15 protein-coding genes are annotated in these 16913 nt (G+C 48.7%); 3 read left to right on the top strand and 12 right to left on the bottom strand.

Features of this window, described 5'->3' with window-relative positions; translation table 11 throughout:
- Nucleotides 1-115: 115 nt before the first annotated feature.
- The 11 genes from ilvE to LZ11_RS04815 all read right to left on the bottom strand — a co-directional run bounded on the left by ilvE (nt 116) and on the right by LZ11_RS04815 (nt 13130).
- Nucleotides 116-1000 (bottom strand): branched-chain-amino-acid transaminase, encoded by an 885-nt coding sequence (gene ilvE / locus LZ11_RS04865; RefSeq protein ID WP_148866780.1) that lies wholly within the window; start codon nt 998-1000, stop codon nt 116-118.
- Nucleotides 1001-1528: 528 nt separating this feature from the next.
- A complete protein-coding gene (gene pyk / locus LZ11_RS04860; RefSeq protein WP_148866779.1) occupies nt 1529-3277 on the bottom strand; it encodes a pyruvate kinase in 1749 nt (582 codons plus the stop codon).
- 18 nt (nt 3278-3295) lie between these two features.
- Nucleotides 3296-4255 carry a 6-phosphofructokinase gene (gene pfkA, locus LZ11_RS04855; RefSeq protein WP_148866778.1) on the bottom strand — a complete coding sequence of 320 codons (960 nt, stop codon included), beginning with the start codon at nt 4253-4255 and terminating at the stop codon, nt 3296-3298.
- A 14-nt stretch (nt 4256-4269) separates the two neighbouring features.
- Nucleotides 4270-4464, bottom strand: a complete 195-nt coding sequence (locus LZ11_RS04850) for a putative signal transducing protein (protein WP_148866777.1) — start codon at nt 4462-4464, stop codon at nt 4270-4272.
- Between the two features lie 40 nt (nt 4465-4504).
- Entirely contained in the window at nt 4505-7948 is a 3444-nt protein-coding gene (locus LZ11_RS04845; protein WP_148866776.1) for a DNA polymerase III subunit alpha, read from the bottom strand.
- Nucleotides 7949-7957: 9 nt separating this feature from the next.
- Nucleotides 7958-9256 (bottom strand): DRTGG domain-containing protein, encoded by a 1299-nt coding sequence (locus LZ11_RS04840; protein ID WP_148866775.1) that lies wholly within the window; start codon nt 9254-9256, stop codon nt 7958-7960.
- Between the two features lie 51 nt (nt 9257-9307).
- A complete protein-coding gene (locus LZ11_RS04835; protein WP_148866774.1) occupies nt 9308-9574 on the bottom strand; it encodes an HPr family phosphocarrier protein in 267 nt (88 codons plus the stop codon).
- Nucleotides 9567-10538: a DNA-binding protein WhiA gene (whiA, locus tag LZ11_RS04830; protein WP_246110712.1), complete on the bottom strand. Its 972-nt coding sequence runs from the start codon at nt 10536-10538 to the stop codon at nt 9567-9569. Before whiA ends, LZ11_RS04835 begins: the two co-directional genes overlap by 8 nt.
- Nucleotides 10539-10565: 27 nt before the next feature.
- A complete protein-coding gene (locus tag LZ11_RS04825) occupies nt 10566-11504 on the bottom strand; it encodes a gluconeogenesis factor YvcK family protein (RefSeq protein WP_148866772.1) in 939 nt (312 codons plus the stop codon).
- Nucleotides 11494-12372 carry an RNase adapter RapZ gene (gene rapZ / locus LZ11_RS04820; protein ID WP_148866805.1) on the bottom strand — a complete coding sequence of 293 codons (879 nt, stop codon included), beginning with the start codon at nt 12370-12372 and terminating at the stop codon, nt 11494-11496. Before rapZ ends, LZ11_RS04825 begins: the two co-directional genes overlap by 11 nt.
- Complete coding sequence (locus LZ11_RS04815; protein ID WP_148866771.1) at nt 12360-13130, bottom strand: PHP domain-containing protein; 771 nt, start codon at nt 13128-13130, stop codon at nt 12360-12362. Before LZ11_RS04815 ends, rapZ begins: the two co-directional genes overlap by 13 nt.
- 142 nt (nt 13131-13272) lie before the next feature.
- Here LZ11_RS04815 and LZ11_RS04810 point away from each other — a divergent pair, with 142 nt between their 5' ends.
- From LZ11_RS04810 to LZ11_RS04800, 3 genes are read left to right on the top strand one after another with little or no spacing between them, the layout of a single operon-like run.
- Nucleotides 13273-14010, top strand: a complete 738-nt coding sequence (locus tag LZ11_RS04810; protein ID WP_148866770.1) for an HAD family hydrolase — start codon at nt 13273-13275, stop codon at nt 14008-14010.
- Nucleotides 13985-14320 carry a YlbF/YmcA family competence regulator gene (locus LZ11_RS04805; RefSeq protein ID WP_148866769.1) on the top strand — a complete coding sequence of 112 codons (336 nt, stop codon included), beginning with the start codon at nt 13985-13987 and terminating at the stop codon, nt 14318-14320. Before LZ11_RS04810 ends, LZ11_RS04805 begins: the two co-directional genes overlap by 26 nt.
- A 23-nt stretch (nt 14321-14343) precedes the next feature.
- Nucleotides 14344-15516, top strand: a complete 1173-nt coding sequence (locus LZ11_RS04800) for a class I SAM-dependent rRNA methyltransferase (protein WP_148866768.1) — start codon at nt 14344-14346, stop codon at nt 15514-15516.
- 42 nt (nt 15517-15558) lie between these two features.
- Here LZ11_RS04800 and mgtE read toward each other — a convergent pair whose 3' ends face one another.
- Nucleotides 15559-16902 carry a magnesium transporter gene (mgtE, locus tag LZ11_RS04795; protein WP_148866767.1) on the bottom strand — a complete coding sequence of 448 codons (1344 nt, stop codon included), beginning with the start codon at nt 16900-16902 and terminating at the stop codon, nt 15559-15561.
- Nucleotides 16903-16913 lie beyond the last annotated feature (11 nt).

Below are 16913 nucleotides of genomic sequence, written 5' to 3'. Positions count from 1 at the left end.
ACTATTTTTCTCAGTACTTATTATCTTTTACGACAGGGTATACGTCAATGAAAATTTAAGGTAATTCTTTAAACATACATTAAAAAACCCGGCTTTTCAAAGCCGGGTCGACCAATTAGTCCTCAGGGTATATTTTTTCGCCGTCGGTCTTTATCAATTCTTTAAAGGCTTCCAAGAGCCGCCGTGTTATCGGTCCGGGCTTGCCGTCGCCGACAACCCTGCCGTCGACCTTCACTACGGGGATCGCTTCGGCGGCCGTACCGGTCAGAAAGCATTCGTCAGCCGCATATACTTCATAACGGGTGAACAGCTTTTCCTCCACCTTTATGCCGAGCTTTTGCGCCAGCTCGATTATAGCATTTCTTGTAATACCTATGAGTATTCCGGAGTAAGTCGGCGGAGTAACCAGGACACCGTCTTTTACTATAAAGATATTGTCTCCTGTACATTCGGCCACGTAGTCATCGGTGTTAAGCATAAGGGCTTCCATAACTCCCGCCAGATTCGCCTCGATCTTTGCCATTATATTATTTAAATAATTCAGGGTCTTCACCTGGGGATTAACACCTTCAGGCGTATTTCTGCGTGTGGCCGCGGTTATTATTTCAAGCCCTTCCTCGTACATTTTCTGGGGGTACAGCACAATCTTATCCGTTATGCACACGATAGTGGGCTTATGGCATTTTCTAGGGTCCAGCCCCAGATCCCCCTCCCCCCTTGAGACAACCAGCCTGATATACGCGTCCCTTAAACCATTCCGCCTCAGAGTCTCCAGCACCACCTCTACCATTTCATCTTTGGAAAGCGGTATATTAAGCATTATTGCTCTGGCTCCGCTGTAAAGTCTGTCGATATGCTGTCTTAAGCGAAATACTCTACCGTCGTAAGCCCGTATGCCCTCAAAAACACCATCGCCATAGAGGAAGCCGTGATCGAATACCGAAATTTTTGCTTCCTCCTTCGGAAAATAACTTCCATTGATGTAAACCTGGATGCTCATCTTTAAGACCCCCTGTGATTTTTTTATAAAAAATTAATCCCCTCAGCCCCGAGATACTGCCGTATCCCAGGGACGAGGGGAGTTTTCCACGCGGTACCACCCTGATTCACCCGAACCGTCCATTAAAGGCGGGTCTCGTTCATTTAACGCTTTAATGCGGCTCCGGACTAATCAGATTTCGCCCGGGCTGTTCCGGAGCGATGGGGAATCGATGACCCGGTACCGGCTTTCACCCTCCCCGGCTCTCTTTGACCGCGGTCATTAATCCCGTCTCCTTCATCACATTTCACGCTTTTCAATTATAAAAAAAACAGCGGTTTGTTCTCTTAGGAACTTGCCGCTGGAGCCTTTTATGCTCACGGTGTTCCGGGTTCCCCCGGATTGTACCGCTCGGTCGCTGACGCCTTATGGCCGGAACCCTGAGGTACACTTCCTAATTGTGCTCTAAACCAGCAAACTATTAAGGTTTAATATGTATTTTAACACCGACTTTTTGCTGTTGTCAAGGGGGCTTACATAAATTTTTTGTTACTTTACGTCAACTATACCCCTGTAAACCAAGCCCCTCTGACAGTCCACCGTGATTTCCTCGCTCGTCACCAGCCTTTCGGTAGCCCCTTCTGCTCCTACGATAACCGGGATCCCCAGTTCAAGGCCGACGATGGCGGCATGGGATGTGAGTCCGGCTTCTTCGGCAATTATTGCTGAGGCTTTCTGGATCACGGGCATGTAATCCCTATCCGTGGAGTTCACCACCAGTATATAACCCGCGGGCATGGCCATTGCCTCCCTCAGGGTTTTGGCTACATATGCGACTCCATGAACCGATTTTGTACCGATTCCTGTTCCCTTAAGGACCACGTCACCCACCACTTGGACGCGTATGAGGTTGGTCGTGCCGCTGACGTACAGGGGAACTCCGGCGGTGATGACCACCAGATCTCCCTTTTTTATTATTCCCGAACTCAGCGCACCGTTAACGGCTTCCTTGAACATCTCGTCGGTGGAATCGGTCTCATTAATTTTTATGGGAAAAACGCCCCAAACCACCTGCAGGGTCCTGGTTACCTTTTCCCGGGGCGTAACGGCTATTATAGGAGCAGACGGTCTAAATTTGGCCACCATGCGGGCTGTATATCCCGATTTGGTAGAGGTTATTATGGCGCTGGCTTCCAGATCCTTGGATATAGTATACGTGGCATGGCTTATGGCATCGGTGACCGTCCCTATACTGGCCTGCCTTTTGCTTGCCGTTATATCAAGGGAAACGGTTTCTTCGACCTTCTCGGCAATTCTAGCCATCATCCTGACGGCCTCCACCGGAAAATCGCCCGAAGCGGTTTCTCCGGACAGCATTATGGCATCGGTGCCGTCCAGGATCGCGTTGGCCACGTCGGTGGTCTCCGCCCGGGTCGGCCTGGGGTTTCTTATCATGGACTCCAGCATCTGGGTGGCTGTAATCACCGGCTTACCGGCCCGGTTGCACTTTTCGATAATCCTCTTCTGGACGATGGGGACCTCTTCAACGGGTATCTCCACTCCCAGGTCTCCCCGGGCCACCATTATTCCATCGGCGATTTTAATTATCTCATCCAGATTTTGTACTCCTTCTTGATTCTCGATCTTGGCTATAATATGTATATCCTGCCCCCCGTTATCTTCAAGGATTTTTCTTATCGCTATGACGTCGGAGGCCTTCCTTATAAAGGAAGCGGCTATGAGGTCCACTCCCATTTCGATGCCGAACAGGATATCTTCCACGTCCTTCTGGGTTACCGCCGGAAGGGGAATCGATTTCCCGGGGATGTTGACCCCTTTTTTGTCGCTCAGGTCTCCGTCGTTCATAACGGTGCACAGGATTTCCTTTGCTTTTACCTCTTTTACTTTAAGTTCTATGAGTCCGTCGGCCAGCAAAATCCTGTCACCCTCACCTACCACCCGGGGCAGGTCTTCGAAATTCACGAAAGCCCTGTTTTCATCGCCTTCAACCTGATATGTAGTAAGGGTAAGTTCCTGGCCTTTTTTAAGGTGGGCCTTCCCTCCGGCAAAGGTCCCCATTCTAATTTCAGGGCCCTTTGTGTCGAGCATAATCGCAACGGTGGCACCCAGCTCCTTTTCAACTTCACGAATCGTCAGAATTCTAGCCCTGTGTTCCTCATGACTGCCGTGAGAAAAGTTAAGCCTCGCTACATTCATTCCGGATTTAATCAATTCTCGCACGATCTCTTTTTTTTCGCTGGCAGGTCCAATGGTGCACACTATCTTAGTCTTTCGCATATTCAACACCTACCATCTTCATATAGAGAGGATATTCGCCAGTTCAAAGAGTTCTATATTAAAGACCTTATGAGCTGTAAGGATTTGTTCCAGATCCGTCACCAGCAGCTCTCCTTTAACCCATCCCACCATTTTGTTGCTCATACCGCTTTTCAGAAGTTCCACGGCTTTACCGCCCATCTGGCTGGCCAGTATGCGGTCAAAGGCTGTGGGCGTACCTCCCCTCTGGAGGTGTCCCAGAACTATTACCCTTGTCTCGAAGCCGGTTATATTCTTTATCTCCCGGCCCACGTCAAACCCGTGGCCTGCTCCTTCGGCCAGGATTATAACGCTATGCAGCTTCCCCCTCCGGTAGCCGCTCATTATTTTGTTGCATACATCGTTTATCGTAAATGGTATTTCGGGAACCAGAATGGTTTCGGCACCACAAGCGACACCCGAGTACAGGGCAATATTGCCGGATTCCCTGCCCATTACCTCGATTATGAAAGTCCTTTCGTGGGAAGTAGCCGTATCCCTTATCTTGTTCACTGCTTCTACCACGGTATTGACAGCGGTGTCAAAACCTATCGAATAATCGGTAAAAGGAATGTCGTTGTCGATGGTGCCCGGGATACCTATTGTGGCCACGCCTCTCTTAGATAGTTCGATAGCCCCCCTGAAGGAGCCGTCTCCACCTATAACGACAAGTCCTTCCAGGCCGAGGGCCTCGATGTTTTTTAACGCCTTTTCCATGCCCTCGGGAGTTTTAAATTCCTCAGAGCGGGCGGTCCTCAAAATAGTACCCCCGCGGTGGATTATATCGCCCACCGAGCCCAGGTCCATTTTCACAAAATCGCCGTTGATCAGTCCGGCGTAGCCTCTTTTGATACCGTAAACCTCCATGCCGTTGTATATGGCACTTCTGACCACCGCCCTTATTGCAGCATTCATTCCGGGCGCATCGCCACCGCTGGTGAGAATTCCAATCCTCTTCACATCCTTCTCCCCTTTTACAGATTCTTCTCCAGAATTATCTTTTGAGCTTCTTCCGCTTCGGATTCCGGTACGAGGATTTCTATATAGCATCCCCGCTTTTTGCTCTTCATGACTTCCTTCATTTTAACAAGAACCCCTTCGCTCTGCAGGGCATTTACCACTTTCTCCGCATTTTCTCTATCAGTAGCCATGTAAACTACAGTCCACACTTCCGGGGCCTCCTTTTAGGTTTTGTAATTTAATTTTTTTTTATGAAAACGCCCCCACTGCTGTTTCCAAATACAGGCAATTTTCAGCTCCAACCATGCTGCATATTTTCTCCAAAACTTGCTCCGAAAGGTTTATATAATAGTTTTTGTCGACCAGGAGGGCTTTTGGATTCTTTACAATATAAATTGTAACAGGAATGCTCCCCGGATGCAAAAGGAAAAATTCTTTGAGCTGCTCCAGAAGCTTGCCGGTGTCCTCTTGCCACCCATCCACCATAATGACGAGAACGCCCTCCTTTCTCTTCTCAAGGGGCTTGATCTCATCTGCTATTATTTTCGGCGCTTCCTCTTCTTTTAAATTTATCCTTCCCTTAATTAGGACCTTTTCATCCTGGTGCAGCTTGCCGGAGTACTTCTCATAAACGCTCGGAAAGACGATAACTTCCAGAACACCCGTCAGGTCCTCCAGCGTTATGAAGGCCATAAGTTTGTTATCTTTTGTGGACTTCAGCTTGACTTCTGATATGACGCCTCCCACTACCACGGCCGAGTTGTCTTCGATTTCAATTTCTTCCTCGGTTAAATTCTTACTGCTCAAAGTTGTCGTTTTTTCCAGGAGGTCTTTGTACTCCATCAAGGGATGACCGCTAAGGTAAAGCCCCAAAACCTCCTTTTCCATAGCCAGCAGCTCGTTTTCCGGGTATTCGGGAATGTCCGGCAGTTCGTCCTCAGCAACATCATCCACCTGGATTATCTCAAATAAAGAGAGCTGGTTTTTGCCCTGCTGTCTTTGCTTTTTCTGCACCCGGTTCAGCACGTCCTCATATACCTTCAAGAGCTGGGAACGCCTGGCGCCCAGTGAATTAAAGGCACCACTTTTTATCAGGCTTTCGACAGCTTTTTTGTTGATTTCCGCCTGATCCAATTTTTCGCAAAAATCGCTGAAGGAGACGAATCTACCCTTTTCTTCCCTGCATCTTATTATAGCTTTAGCCATACTTTCGCCTACATTTTTTACCGCCGTCAGCCCGAACCTGATTTTACCGCTGACAGCGGTGAAGACCTCATAACTCTCGTTGATATCCGGAGGTAGCACCTCAATGCCCATGTGCCTGCATTCGGCGATATACTGGGCTACCTTGTCGGTGTTGTGCCTAACGCTTGTAAGAAGAGCCGCCATGAATTCTACCGGAAAATGAGCTTTCAGGTAAGCCGTCTGGTATGCTATCATAGCATATGCCGCAGCGTGGGACTTGTTGAACCCGTAGCCGGCGAAATAAGATATTTCCTCGAAGATCTTTGCGGCGGTTTCCCCGTCGATGCCGTTTTCTACGCATCCACGGATAAAGGCGGTCCGTTGAGCCTCCATCACACCTTGCTGTTTTTTACCCATAGCCTTTCTCAGGATGTCGGCCTGGGCAAGACTGAATCCGGCCAGGTCCTGGGCTATCTTCATTACCTGCTCCTGGTAAAGTATGATGCCGTAAGTTTCTCCCAAGATCGGCTCAAGCCGGGGATGCAGGTATTTAATGCTTCCTTGGTTGTTCTTGTTTTTTATAAACTCGTCTGCGGCGCCGCTTCCCAGGGGACCAGGTCTGTAAAGACCTATAACCGCGATTATGTCTTCAAAGCGCTCCGGCCTCAATTCTCTGAGGAGGTTCCTCATACCGCTGCTTTCAAGCTGGAAGACGCCGGTGGTCTCCCCTCTGCTCAGCATTTCGTATACCTTCTCGTCATCGAGGGGAAGTTTGTCCAGGTCCACGGAAATACCCCGCGTCTGCTCTATCAACCGCAGCGCATCCCTTATTACCGTAAGGGTTCTAAGGCCCAGAAAGTCCATCTTCAAAAGGCCGAGTTCTTCCAGAGCAGTCATGGTAAACTGGGTGGAAACATTGGAATCGCCTACCCTGTGCAAAGGCACCAGTTCGACCAGCGGTTCGCGGGATATTACCACCCCGGCCGCATGGGTAGAAGCATGCCTGGGAAATCCTTCCAGAGCTTTGGCCGTATCTATTAACTTCTTAATCCTCTCGTTTTCGTCATACAGCTTTTTTAATTCCGGGTTGAGCACCAGGGCCTTTTCTATTGTCATACCCGGTTCCATAGGAACCATTTTGGCAACGGCGTCGACTTCACTGTAAGGGTAACCCAGAACCCTGCCCACATCTCTTATAGCCGCCCGGGCTGCCATTGTGCCAAAGGTGCCTATCTGGGCGACCCGGTCCTCACCGTATTTTCTAACGACATAATCGATGACCTCCTGCCGCCTCTCGTAACAAAAATCCACATCTATATCCGGCATCGTCACCCTTTCCGGGTTGAGGAACCGTTCAAAAAGGAGATTGTATTTCAGCGGGTCCACATTTGTTATATGAAGGCAGTAAGCTACCAGACTTCCTGCGGCGGAACCCCGGCCCGGACCGACCATTATGCCGTTTTTCCTGGCGAAATTGACGAAATCCCATACGATCAGAAAATAGCTGGAGTAGCCCATCCTCTTTATTACATCCAGCTCGTGGTCGAGCCGTGCTTTAACTGCAGGGGTTATCCGGCCGTACCGCTCTACGAGCCCTTCATAGCAGAGTTTTTCCAGGTACGAGTCCTGAGTAAAGCCCTGGGGCACTTCAAAATGGGGCAGATGGATCCTACCGAAATCGAGTTCTACGTTACACCTTTCTGCTATCATTACGGTATTTTCAAGGGCCTCGGGCAGGGGTGCGAAAAGCCCCCACATTTCTTCCTTGGGCTTCAGGTAAAGTTCGGCGGAATGAAACTTCAAACGGTCTTCATCTTTTACAGTCTTTCCGGTCTGAATACAGAGCATAGCATCATGGACCGGCTCGTCCGATTTCAATATATAGTGGACGTCGTTGGTGGCCACCAGGGGAATGCCGGTTTCTTTGCTTAATCGAACAAGCCCTGCGTTTACCCTTTTCTGCTCCGGAATCCCATGATCCTGAAGCTCCAGGAAGAAATTACCTTTACCGAATATATCGTTGAGTTCACAGGCCGCCTCTTTGGCCTTTTCGTATTCTCCCTTCTCGAGAAGGTAGGGTATCTCTCCGGCAAGGCACGCGCTCAGAGCTATGAGGCCTTCGCTGTGCTTTTTGAGCACCTCTTTGTCTATTCTAGGTTTATAGTAAAAGCCTTCCAGAAACCCCAGAGATACCAGTTTTACCAGGTTTTTATATCCGGTTTTATTTTCCGCCAGCAACACCAGGTGATACTGGTCGTCGTCTATACCGGATTCCCGGTCCGCCATGGACCTTTTTGCCATGTAGACTTCGCACCCTATTACAGGTTTTACGCCTTCAGCCTTCATGGCTTTATAAAAATCTATTATTCCGTACATAACGCCATGGTCTGTCATGGCCATGGCATTCATACCGAGTTCTCTTGCCTTTTTTGCGAGTTTTGCAATATCGCAGGCTCCGTCCAGCAGACTGTAATTTGTGTGAACGTGCAGGTGGACGAAATCGGCCATAGAGGTCACCTACCTGCCCAAAACTTTTACAGACATTATCGCCTTTGCCACCAGGTTGTCCTCGTGAAAAAGATTTATTTCCACTTTGCCGGATTTCCTGCCTATCTCAATAATATCCACGTTGATTTCTATCTCTTCTTCCAACTGCACCGGCCTCGAAAAATATACGGTGAGGCTGTCCGGAATGATTTCCGGGCGCTTTTTGCTTCTGAATGCTTCAAAACCGGCATTAACCATAGCGGTTATGAGGGAGCCGTAGCTGGTTATTCCGTAAGGGTTCAGCATTATAGGCCCTGTCTTTCCGTGGAGCCTTACACCACTTTCAGTCTTTGACACGGAAAAATGACCCATAATGAGGTTATCGACGGTTTCAGCAATCTGAGGCTGGAAAATGAGGCTCCGGAATGCCCTGATTGCATCCTGACGGCTTATAACTCCTACCAGCTTCCGGTCCTCCACGACCGGTATGAGCTCGATACCTTCCCACACCATTAAGTGAGCGGCGTGGGCTACTGGGGTATCAGGGCCTACCATAATAGGGTCCTTTGTCATGATCTCTACTATCGGCAGCTCGTCCCTCAGGTCGGCGACATCTTTGGTGGTAACTATTCCGATTACTTCTCGTTCGCTGTTCACCACCGGGAACCTACTGTGCCGGGTTGCCCTCAGGAGCTTTCTCCAGTCGCCCACCGTTGACTCTGCGTCAAGATAGTAAGGGTTCTGAACCATTACATCTTTTACTCGGATTACATCTTTTCTGAGTAACCTGGTAAAAATGGCCCTGTTAATTATAGTAGCCACGGTATAGGTGTCGTAAGGCGATGTGATGAGGGGCATTTCTTTTTCATCAGCCAACCTCACCACATCGTCGTCGGCCTGGAATCCACCGGTAATCAGCACGGCTGCACCCATATTCAGCGCCAGTATCTGGGCTTCCTTTCTATTTCCGACAATTAGAAGGTCCCCCTGCTCCACGTATTGTTGCATGTCCCGAACTTCCATAGCTCCTATCAAAAATTTTTTAAGCGGTCTGTGAAGGCCTGTGATACCTCCCAGCACGCTGCCTTCGACTATATTGACAACTTCCGCATACGTCAGTTTCTCTATGTCTTCGCTATCGGCCTGCTCGATTCGTATGGTGCCTATCCTGGGTATTGTGGAGACAAGACCCTTCAACTGAGCATCCTTTATGGCCCTGTAGGCCGTACCCTCACTGACCTGCAGGTCCTGAGCCAGCTGCCTTACCGATATCCTGGACCCTACTTTTAAATCCTTAATGTATTTCAATATTTTCTCATGTTTAGTCATGACAACCCCCCGCCGGAGTCTGAAAAGCTCCAGTCGCGGCAGCCCTGGACTTTATTCCTCGCCGAATTTACTCTCTATCAGCTCCACCAGCGCCTCTACCGCTTCTTTTTCATCGTCTCCCTGAGCTGAAATAGTTACAGTGGTGCCCTGGCTTACTGCAAGCGACATTACGCCCATGATGCTCTTCGCATTAACTCTCTTCCCCTCTTTTTCAAGGAAGATCTCGGATTTAAACTTGTTGGCAGTCTGTACAAACATAGCCGCCGGTCTTGCGTGAAGCCCGGTTTTGTTTTTTACAAGGACTGTTTTTTCATACATTAAAATCTTCCTCCTTTTTATATTTGACTTTTTCTGCAATTGCCTCTAGCTTTTTTAACCGGTGATTCACACCGGATTTTCCTAAAGGAGGTGTCATCATTTGGCCCAGTTCTTTGAGGCTCAAGTCCGGGTGTTTCAGCCTTAATTCGGCCAACTGCCTCAACCCCGGGGACAAATGTTCGAAAACTCCGCTCTCCTTCAGCAAATTTATCATTTCAATCTGGCGGATGGCGGTATTAACCGTTTTGTTCAAGTTCGCGGTTTCGCAGTTTACCAGCCGGTTTACACTGTTTCTCATCTCTTTTAAGACCCGGATATCTTCAAACTTTAAAAGACTCTCGTTGGCGCCCATGAGGCCCAAGAGATCCCTGATATCGTCGCCGTTCTTCAGATATACCACAAAGGTGCCCTTTCTTACTGCCACTTTAGCGTTCAGGCCGAAACTGTTGATAAGCCTCGCCAAAGACTCAGCTTGTTCTTTACCTGCGGCGACGAATTCCATATGATAGGGTCCCTTAGGGTCGCTGATCGACCCGCTGCCCAAAAAAGCACCCCGCAGGTACGCCTTTCTGCAACAACGCTTTCTAATCAGCGCAGACTTGATAGTATCCTTTATGTGAAATCTGTCCCTGCTGACAAGCAGGACGCCAATTTTCTCGAGAAATTCGCCCATATCCGGGGAACTGGCGGTCACTACGTACAGATTGTGCTTTTTCAGTTTTTCCTTGGTGACAATTATCTCTACTTCGGCTTCGATGAATTTTTTTAGAAGCTGTATAAATCTCCTGGCGGTAGAAGCGCTTTCGGTGTGAACCTTGATGTTGATCGGGTTCCTACCGCCGGCTATGTGAATGCTGCCGCTCATCCTCAAAAGCGCGGCCAACTCCGCCAGTTCGCAATATCTTTCGGCTGATATTCGCGAGAGCTCCTCCTTTACCTCCGAAGAAAAGGACAAACCGGCCACCCGCTTTCGGTTAATGATCTTTGTTCTCTATTTTATTATATCCATTATTACTTTGGCAAGCTTTATCGGATCGTGCCGTATCACATCGGTGTGGCTCAAGAGCTCACCCAGTATCACATTATATCCCAATTTTTTTATTTTTTCACCATCGCACACCACAGGGTGCGCCCCATCGGAGAGATATTTTAACAGCAGGTGTTCGGGTATTTTTTCCACATTGATAACCACGCAGTCGATCAAATTGTCCCCTGCATGCTCCAGGATTGTCTTTACATGATCGTAAGCGGTATAGCCATCGGTTTCACCCGGCTGCGTCATCACATTGACAATAAAAATTTTCCTGGCCCTAGAGGCCTTTACTGCACCGGCCAGGTTTTTTATAAGCAGGTTGGGTAGTATGCTCGTATAAAGGCTTCCCGGCCCAAGAATGATGGCGTCAGCCTTTTCGATAGCTTCCACAGCCTCCGGCAGCGGCCTGGCATCCTCGGGGATGATCCCGATCCTTTTTATCCTGCGCCCGGCTCCGGGAATCCGTGACTCACCTTTTACTATAGTGCCGTCCTCGTATTCGGCCACCAGGATTACATCGCAGAGGGTTGAGGGCAGGACTTGTCCGCTTACTGCCAGCACTTTACTGGATTCTTTTATCGCCAGTTCAAAATCCCCCAGTATATCGGTCATGGCGGCCAGAAACAGGTTGCCGAAGCTGTGGCCTTTCAGCGAACCCGCATTGAACCTGTACTGAAAAAGTTTTTCCATAAGAGGTTCGGTATTGGCCAGGGCCAGAAGGCAGTTCCTTATATCACCCGGTGGTAAAATTTTGAGTTCGTCTCTGAGAATACCTGAACTTCCGCCGTCGTCAGCTACGGTAACTATGGCCGTGATATCCCTGGTGTAGTGCTTTAATCCCCGTAGCAGATTCGGAAGCCCCGTTCCACCTCCAATGGCTACAATTTTAGGGTTCACATTTCTCACCCCGGCTATCGTTTTCGTCCCTGTGATCTATTATTACTTTATACCCCTGATTCCTCAAGAGTGCTGTGAGTTCATTGGCCATTGCCACCGACCTGTGCCTTCCGCCGGTACAGCCTATGGCTATCACCAGTTGAGATTTGCCCTCGCGGATATAGCAGGGTATAAGAAATTGTATGAGGTCGAAAAGTTTATCCAGAAATTTCCGGCTCTCCGGCCACTTCATGACAAAATCTTTCACCTGCGGGTCGTTTCCGGACAGAGGCCGCAGTTCATCCACGTAAAACGGGTTGGGCAGGAATCTCACGTCAAAAACCAGGTCTGCATCCAGGGGAATGCCCAGTTTGAACCCAAAGGAAACGATGTTAATTAATAAGCCCGTTTCTTTTTCGGTTTCTATGAATCTCCTGACTATTTCTTCCTTCAGCTGGGCGGGGGTTCTATGGGAGGTATCTATTATGACATCCGAATTAGCCTTGAGGGGGTCGAGCTTCTTCCTCTCCAGGTTTATCCCCTCTATTATCCTCTTGTCCAGGGCCAGCGGATGGCGCCGCCGGCTCTCCTTATAGCGTTTTATTAGAACTTCGTCGGAGGCGTCGAGAAACAGGATCTCATAAGGGTATCCCATACTCTTAAGGGTTTTAAGGCTTTCAAAAAGGTGGTCGAAAAAGTCTCCTCCTCTTATATCTATGACTAGCGCGATCTTATTTATCCTCTTCCTGCTCTGGCTGCATAATTCCGCAAATTTCGGTATGAGCGCCGGCGGTAGATTGTCGACGCAGAAGTACCCGTGGTCTTCGAATACTCTGAGCGCGAGGGTCCTCCCTGCACCCGAAAGACCGGTTATTATTATAAACCTGATGTCTTCCTCCATAAGCTCTCCTCCTGATTCCTGCCGGCGTTTATAACATCTAGCTCACTGAGTCCGGCTTTAAGGGCTATTTCAATGCCTCTCTTTAGTTCTCCCACCTCTTCGGGGCTGTGGGCGTCGCTTCCTATGGCGAATTTTACGCCATAACTTTTTGCTATTTTCACGTATTCTTCGGTCATGTACCCGTGGCCCGCGTTTATTTCCATGGCCGTACGGCAGCCGGCCGCGGCCTCGGCTAATGCTGCGGTGTCTATGGGAAGGTGAAGTCCCGGGTGGGTTATTATGTGTACCCTATAGTTTTTTATGGCGTTGATCAGCGCCCGGGTATTTTGTTCCATGATTTTAGGTTTAAATTGCTGCAGGCACCTAGCTATAAAATTTTCAAAAAATATATGGTAGCCGTCTTTAAAGGTCTTGGTCCATACCAGCGGATGCAGCCCCACCATTACATAATCCAGCTCGTCCAGCACCCTTTCCGGTATATCCAGCTTTCCGTCAAGACTTATTACATTTGCTTCACACCCGAGCAATATGGTAATATTATTATATTCCTCTCTTAAACTCTCAATTTCCTCTTTCATTTTTTTAAAATCGTCCAGCCCGGGTCCCATTCCTATATTTGCCGGACCGTGTTCCGATATGCCAACCACCTTTAATCCTTTTCTAACCGCCGCTTCCACATTGTCCCTTATGGTACCCCTTCCGTGGCTGTAACGGGTATGGGTGTGAAAATCGGCCCATAATTTCATCGACTTAGCCTCCTCTGTAATAGTATAATATAATTTGTAAATGTGTCAAAATCTATTTTTTCACTACATAAATAAAGTTTTTGCAGTGAAGTAATTTTTAATTTATTAAAATCTAAAGCTACATAACAGGGGAGGAATTTAGATGAGAACCCTGCTCTTTGATCTGGACGGCACTCTGCTTCCGCTCGATACCGACGAATTCATCGGAAACTACATGAAAATGCTCTCCTATGAGCTTAAAGATTTGATACCACCCGAGCTTTTCGTAAAAAAGCTCATAGACTCCACTTACGCCATGATCCACAACCTGGACCCTTCAAAAACTAACAAGGAAGTCTTCTGGGAACATTTTTTTAAAAGCCTCGATTGCGACAAAACTGCGGTACTGTCCAGGGTGGATGAATTTTATATACGAAAATTCCCGGACCTCTGTAGAGTTGTTAAGAAAAACCCCTTACCCTACCGTATTTTAAAAGAGGCCGAAAGGCTGGGTTACGAACTGGTCATAGCCACCAACCCAATCTTTCCCGAAATAGCAATACGCGAAAGGCTTCGCTGGATAAATGCCGACAATATCCCCTACAGGCTTATCACGACGTACGAGAACATGCATTTCGCCAAACCCCATGTGGAATACTATGGAGAAATCCTGAACATTATCGGTGCAGACCCTCGGGAATGCGTAATGGTAGGCAACGATGTAGATGAGGACCTGATAGCGGCAGAGCTGGGCATAAAGACGTTCCTGGTTACCGACCACATGATAAACAGGAATAACCGGAAACCAAACCCCGATTATTCGGGCACTCTCGAGGATTTATTCTATTTCATAAAATCCCTGGAGGTGAATCACGGTGAACGTATACGACGCCGCTCATGAGCTGGCCCGGGCGCTGTCCGGCTCTCCGGAATACCTGGAATTCAAAAAGGCTAGAGAAGAGCTAAAAAAAGATCCCCAAGCGGAGGGGATGCTGAAGGATTTAAGGACAAAACAGCTGGAAGTGGAAGCCCTGAGGCTTTCGGGTAAACCCTCCGAAGAAGCAGAAAAAGAGCTTGAAAACCTTTATAATATCGTTTCCTGCCACTCGGGTATAAGGAAGTACCTTGAAGCGGAAAACCGCTTCCTGGTCCTCATGGCCGATATACAGAAGATCATCGCCAGAGCCGTGGACCTGGATCTGGAAAAATAAACTTAACTGGAGGTAATAACGAATTGACTAAAGTTATTTTGACCGCTAACCGCAGCAAGCGAATAGAAAAAGGGCATCCGTGGGTTTTCAGAACCGAAATCGAAAAAATTCAGGGTAATTTCAGCCCCGGAGACATTGTCGAAGTATACGATCACAGGGGGAAATTCCTGGGTAAAGGCTATATAAACCCGAGGTCCCAGATCACCGTAAGGTTTTTAACAAGGAATAAGGACGAGGCAATCGACAGGGATTTTTTTAAGAAGAGGATACTCGATGCCCTGTCGCACCGGGAAAAACTGGGTTTTACCGGGAGCTTCAGGCTGGTTTACGGCGAAGCCGATTTGCTGCCGGCACTTATCGTAGACAAATTTGAGGACGTATTTGTAATTCAAACTCTGGCCCTTGGCATGGAAAGGTTTAAAGGCGTTATAGTGGATATTCTCAAGGAAATTTTTGAACCACGCGGCATCTACGAGAGAAACGACGCCCCGGTACGAGAACTGGAAGGCCTTCCCCAGGTTAAGGGTTGCCTTTACGGAGAGGTGCCCGAAAGAATAATCATAGAAGAAAACGGCCTTAAACTGTACGTCGACGTCATTAACGGCCAGAAAACCGGATACTTTTTCGATCAAAAGGAAAACCGGCGGGCCATCGAACCTCTGGTGAAGGGAGCCGAGGTGCTGGAATGCTTTTGTTACACCGGCTCCTTCGCTCTTTCGGCCGCCCGCTACGGGGCTAAAAAAGTACTGGCCTTCGACTCGTCAAGAGACGCCGTAGAGCTTGCCAGAGAAAACGCTGTCTTAAACGGTCTCGACGATATTTGTGAGTTTCAGGAGGGAAACGCCTTCGACGTCCTGAGGCAGTTTTATAACAACGGGAAAAAATTTGACGTAGTTATACTGGATCCACCTGCCTTCGCTAAAAATAAGCAGGCACTGGAAAGCGCCATCAGGGGCTACAAGGAGATAAACCTGAGAAGTCTAAAACTCCTGAAGCCCGGTGGGTTCCTGATAACATCGTCCTGTTCCCATCATGTGGATGAAGCCTTATTCTGGAAAATAATAGAATCTGCAGCCTGGGATGCCCGGGTTAACCTGAGGATCATAGAAAGCCGCACCCAAGCGAAAGATCACCCGATTTTAGCGGCGTCGGAGGAAACCCGTTACCTGAAATTCCTAATGCTCCAGGTGATGTAAATAAACCCCCTTCCTCTTTTCGAGGCGAGGGGGGTTATTTACTCATAGCTTCAATATCCACAGGGCGGTGCTGAAATATACGAACAGCCCGATTATGTCGAGGAGGGTCGTCACGAAAGGACCCGAAGTTACAGCAGGGTCGCGCCCCAGTTTATTCCACATCAGCGGTATGAATGTGCCCAGAAGAGCGGCGATAGTCAGGTTCAATACCATGGATATGCCAACGACCAGTCCCAGGGCCGGCATGCCCTGCCATATATACGCTATAACCGCCACCATCGCACCGTTTATTAAGCCCAGCACCACCCCTACCCCGGTTTCCCGAAGTAGGTTTTTCCACAGGGCCTCCGGATTGACTTCACCTGTAGCAAGACCCCTGACGACTATCGCCGCCGACTGGGTGCCGACGTTGCCTCCCATATCCATCAGCAGCGGGATAAAAAAAGACAGGGCAACCAAAGCCTGAAGGGCTTCGGAGAAATTTTTTATAACATTTCCCGATATTATTTCACCGAAAAGGGCCACCAGTATCCAGGGCAGCCTCCTGCGGGCGCGGTACCAGGGTGAACTTCGCTCGGGATCTATTTCTTCTTCGGTACCCACCATCTTAAGGATATCCTCTGTAGCTTCTTCCTCCACCACATCCATGACATCGTCCACAGTTACTATACCTAAAAGGACACCCTCCTCATCCACCACCGGCAGAGCGAGAAATCCGTATTTCTCCATGAGTCTCGTTACTTCCTCCTGGTCCTGGCTAGCCAGTACCTTCTTTACATCGGTGTTCATTATCCCACCTAGAGGCGTATGCGGGGCGGAAAGCACCAGGTCCCTGAGGGAGACAACTCCCAACAGTTTACCCTTATGGTCTACCACATAGACGTAATATATCATCTCTGCATCGGGAGCCAGTTCCGCCAGTTTGTTCAGAGCCTCCTCGGCCTTCATGTCCTTTGGAAAGGCTATGAAGTCGGTGGTCATCCTGCCGCCGGCGCTGGTTTCTGGGTACGAAAGCAATGTCCTAATATCTTTCTGGTCCTGATTTTTCAAGAGGTACAGGAAATTCTGGCGGATGTTTTCGGGCAGCATGCCCAGGTAGTCGGCCACATCGTCGGAGGACATTTCCCGGATTAGTAGGGCTGCGTACTGGAGTTTAATGTTAGTCAGTATAAAGGTTATTTTTTCCGGGTCCAGTTCTTCCAGCACATCCCTGGCAGTGCTGAATTCAAGGCGTTTGAATACGCAAAGGTATTCCTGGGGATCCAGTTCGTTAAACAGCTCGGCAATGTCGACGGGGTGGCTGTCTTTCAGCAGTTCGGTCAGTTCGACAAAATTGCCCTTTTTTATTAATTGCCTGATTTCGTCCGCATGAAAGCCCATTGCCATTGGCGCGCCAC

Origin of the sequence: Thermosediminibacter litoriperuensis, assembly GCF_008124715.1 — a bacterium.
GTDB classification, from domain to species: domain Bacteria; phylum Bacillota; class Thermosediminibacteria; order Thermosediminibacterales; family Thermosediminibacteraceae; genus Thermosediminibacter; species Thermosediminibacter litoriperuensis.
Note: the sequence above shows the minus strand (reverse complement) of the source record. Positions and strands in the feature narration are given on the sequence as shown.